Origin of the sequence: uncultured Dialister sp. (assembly GCF_900541605.1) — a bacterium.
In the GTDB taxonomy this organism is placed as follows: domain Bacteria; phylum Bacillota; class Negativicutes; order Veillonellales; family Dialisteraceae; genus Dialister.
In genome coordinates this window covers 1-4,330 of the sequence record NZ_UQKJ01000145.1, presented here as the reverse complement: position 1 = coordinate 4,330, position 4,330 = coordinate 1, and the positions used below count along the sequence as shown (strand labels likewise).

Annotated in this window: 2 protein-coding genes; one reads left to right on the top strand and one right to left on the bottom strand. The window is 54.5% G+C overall.

Annotated elements, in window-relative coordinates:
• Positions 1–155: 155 nt before the first annotated feature.
• Entirely contained in the window at positions 156–1,811 is a 1,656-nt protein-coding gene (locus QZR21_RS08260; protein WP_296974860.1) for an ABC transporter ATP-binding protein, read from the bottom strand.
• An 887-nt stretch (positions 1,812–2,698) separates the two neighbouring features.
• Here QZR21_RS08260 and QZR21_RS08255 point away from each other — a divergent pair.
• Complete coding sequence (locus tag QZR21_RS08255) at positions 2,699–3,763, top strand: DctP family TRAP transporter solute-binding subunit (RefSeq protein WP_296974857.1); 1,065 nt, start codon at positions 2,699–2,701, stop codon at positions 3,761–3,763.
• Positions 3,764–4,330: the final 567 nt, after the last annotated feature.

The following is a 4,330-nucleotide window of genomic DNA, read 5'->3' as shown; positions in this document are numbered from 1 at the left end:
TACAAGAGTATAATCGAACAACGATTTAATCAGTGCTTCCCTAGAAGCTAGCCGCTAGCAGCTAAAAGCCCCACACGAATGACTCTATCCGTAAACATGCCAATCCGCGTCGAAGCCGCGGGATCGGGGCTCTCAACTCTCAAAACTCAACTCTATTATTTATTCTGCAGGCTGTACATCTTTCGGTAATCTTCATTTGTCTTCATCAGCTTCTCATGGGTGGAAGTGTCCACCTTTCCTTCCGGCCCTACCCAGAGGACCTGGGAGCGGGAAGGGAAGAAGCGGAGGCGATGGGAGATGAGGATGACTATGGAATCTTTGAGGAGGGGACGAAGACGGGTAAGAATATGGTTTTCGGTGGTGTAGTCCACGGCGGAGAAGGGATCATCCAGGATGAGGAGGGGCCGGCGGTGGTACAGGGCCCTGGCCAGGGCGATGCGGGCCTGCTGGCCTCCGGAGAGGCGGATACCTCCTTCTCCGATGGCCGTATGGATGCCTTCGGGAAAGGAAGCAATGTCCTTTTCCAGGTCCGCTGCCCGGAGGACTTCCTCCAGGTTTCCCGGTTTTCCGAGTCGAATATTGTCTTCTATGGTGGCGGAAAGGAGTTCCGGGTCATGGCCCATGTAGGAAACCAGTCCTGCCGGAGCGATTTCTTTCCCCAGTTCCCTGCCGCCCCAGGTGATGGAACCGGTATAGGGGGATTCGGCGAGAAACAGGCGGCCCAGGGTGGATTTTCCGGAGGCCACTTTCCCGGTGACCCCGATGATTTCTCCGGGCTTTGCGGTGAGGGAGAAATTACGGATCACCGGCTTTTCACCGTCGGGGTAGGTGAAGCTCACATCCCGGACGTCCAGTTCCGCCGGGGATTCGGCATGGAGCCCTTTTTCCGGAATGTCCGACAGGTACCCGTGAATCCGGGCCCAGGAGACTTCCGCCTTCTGCACGGCATTGAACAGGTGGGCCGCATGGGAGGATTTCACGGCCAGGTGGGTGAAACAGGAGAGAAAGGTGGCAAAGGCAGCGATGTTCCAGTCCGTCCAGCCACTGCCCATGACGTTTTTCCCGCCGAGCCAGAGAATGAAGATGGCGCCGGTCATGGCGATGACCTGGTATAGAGGTTCCATGGTATTCTTCCAAAGGTTGGAGCGAATCATTTTCTTTTCATAGTCCTTCAGGTTTTCCTCGTACCGGCTGTTCTGTGCCTTTTCTTCCCCAAAGATACGGTAGGTGAGGGCATTTCCGATGCGGTCTACCGTGGCGGAAGACAGGCGGCCGGCGGACTCCTTGGACAGCCTTCCGGCGGTGGTGATGACCTTTTTCAGCTTTCCCGCCAGGATATAGGCGGCCGGCGGGAAGAGGAGCACCAGCACCGTGAGGCGCCAGTCATAGTAAAGAAGCATGGCTGTATAGGCCACCATGACGACGCCGGTGTCGAAGATTTCCGTGGTAAATTTCCGCATGCCCTCTACGCAGGCATCCACGTCGGATATGACCCGGGTCATAAGACTGCCGGTTCCTTTTTCCAGCAGTTTCTTTCGGGGGAGCCGTATGAGGTGGCGGTAAATGACCTGCTTCATGAGGAGGCTCGTTTCATTGGCAAACCGCCGCACATAGAGCCGCTTTACATAGCGCATGGCCTGTACAAAGAATATGGAAAGCACGTAGGCCAGGGAGAGGAGGACCAGGTCTTTCGCCGCCCGGCTGCCGCCTAAGATGTCGGCAATATACTGGGCCAGCTGCCCTTCGAACCAGGGTGCCAGTACGAGTCCCACGTTGTACAGAAGGCCGCTCACCGTAGTGATGGCCAGCACTTTTTTTCTCTCAAGAAATAATAGGCCACCCGCTGGGGGCCCGGTTTTTTGTCCATGGGGTTCACTTCCTTTGGGGGATTTGCTTTTATTATAAAACGGGATACAGGGGGCGTGTCGTAAAGAATTGATAAATAAATTGTGGGAGGAATCGGACATTGGGTCCGGGGCCTTGAGCTTTGAGCCTTGGGCCTTGAGCTGGCCAGCCTGCGGCGCTGGCGTGGCTGGGGGGGGATACGTGCGAGCGGGCGGGGCTTCTAGCTGTTAGCTTTTAGGAAAGCTCTACCGCCTAAGGCATGAATGACTGGCGGTAACATCGAGTAGGAGGCGCCGCAGGCTGGTCAGTCTTCCTGACTGCTAGAAGCCCCATGCTAATGACTCTATCCATCAGCATGCAAATCCGCCGCAAAGCGGCTATCCGGTTCAAGACCCTGTCCGAAGGACCTGATCTCCTCGATCTCGGCCTCAATCTCGATCTGCTCACTGTTCCTCTATCATACTAAAATCTCCTTTTCCCCCTTTACAAACGGCACCAAGGCATGTATACTATTTCCAACTTCAGATTTTGAATACAGCTTCACAGCACAGAAAAGACGAAGAACGGAAGCGAGTGAATCGGTTTCCTTGCAGAGAGCTGCCGGACGGTGAAAGGCAGCAGGAGGTCCTCACAGAGTCGTCCGGGAGTTCCGTATCTGAACAGAGTAGGATATGGCGAGTGGCATCGTTAGGGGCCTTAGAGTATAGTGCGAGGTGGTACCGCGTAGGTGTTACGCCCTGGTTGATTTTTATCAATCAGGGCGTTTTTTGCAGTATGGAAGGAAGGTATCCCCTGCCGGTGCTGGGAAACGGATTTCAAAGAGAAAATGATTATTCCAAAGGGGGATCTTATTATGGGTATGTTCAAGAGAAGTCATAAAGTAGTTTTAGCAGGTTTAGCTGCCCTTGCCGTCATGGGCATCATGACAGGCTGCGGTATGTCCGGCGGCGATAAGAAGGCCGCTGCCGCTTCCGGCAATGGCCAGAAGGTAGAGCTGAAAATGGCCTACCAGCTCCCGGCGGAACACCATCTGTCCAAGAGCGTAGAAAAATTTGCAAAGGAAGTCCAGGAACGGTCCAATGGCCAGATTGAAATCAAGATGTACCCTGCCGGCCAGCTCTACAATGACCAGAACATGAATGACGCCCTCATGAGCGGCGGACTGGATATCGGTATGAACTCCACCGCCCGGTGGTCCATGGTGGTACCGGCCCTGAAGGTACTGGATATGCCATTCGTCCTCACTTCCTACTCCGCCGTAGATAATGCGCTGGACGGAGACCTGGGGAAATCCCTGGACCAGGAAATGGAAAAGAAAGGCGTCCATCCGCTGATCTGGGCTGACTACGGCTACGTACAGTTCTGCAACAACGTGAAGAAAATCGAAAAGCCGGAAGATTTCCAGGGCATGAAGATCCGCTCCTATTCCGAAACCTCCGCCGATATCATCCAGGCTCTGGGTGCATCGCCGACGACCATGAGCTCCTCCGAAGTGTACATGGCCATCAAGAACGGCACCATCGATGGCCAGTCCTCCGGCCAGACCGCTATCCTGTCCCGTAAGATTTATGAAGTGGCCAAGTATCTCACTGTCACCAACAACTCCTACGTAGAATTCCTGGTAGCCATGAACGACAACTCCTGGAAGAAACTGACACCGGAACAGCAGAAGATCATCACCGATACGGCGAAGGAAATCCAGGATGAAATCCGGAAAGAAACAAAGGCAGAAGATGAACGGTGCCTGAAGGAACTGGAAGCCAAGGGCATGGATGTCTACGTGATTCCGAAGGATGAAATCCATCTGTGGCAGGAAGCTACAGCTCCGGTGGTTGCCAAGTTCGAACAGGAACAGGGCGACTTCGGCAAGAAACTGGTGGATGACTGCCTGAAAGCCAGCGCCGCTGCGAAGGACTAAAGGGGATCGAGGCCGAGATCGAGGTGGCCGGCCTGCGGCTTGTACGGCTGGGCGTACGTGCGAACGGGCGGGGGCTTTGAGCCTTCAGCCTTGAGCCTTGAGCTGGTCAGGCCCTTCGGACCGATTCCATCAGTGGTTTCCTACCTCGGGGGGCTCGAGACTTGGCTCCCCCGTGGGGGAGCTGTCTGCGAAGCAGACTGAGGGGGCGCATTGGGTGGCAGAGCCACCTGACCGGCTTTCCTGAAAGCTAATAGCTGGAAGCTGGCTGCCCCGCTCCTGATGGTGCTATCCGTAAGCCTGCTCATCTGTGGTGGAATTTAAAAGCTGCGCCGCTCTGTATTCTGATGCGGCGCACCACCACTCCTCACACCTGACTTCTCACTTCTAACTGAAATCGATACGGTTATACCAACGGATGGTGAGCATATATTTCCTGAATAAGCGGCGCGATATGAATTGTGCGCCGCACCCCCATTCCTAATTCCTAACTAATCCACTAACTCACTAACTCACTATAGTAAACGACAAAAATAATTTTATTTAAAGCTGCACAGGGTTCGAAGCTGA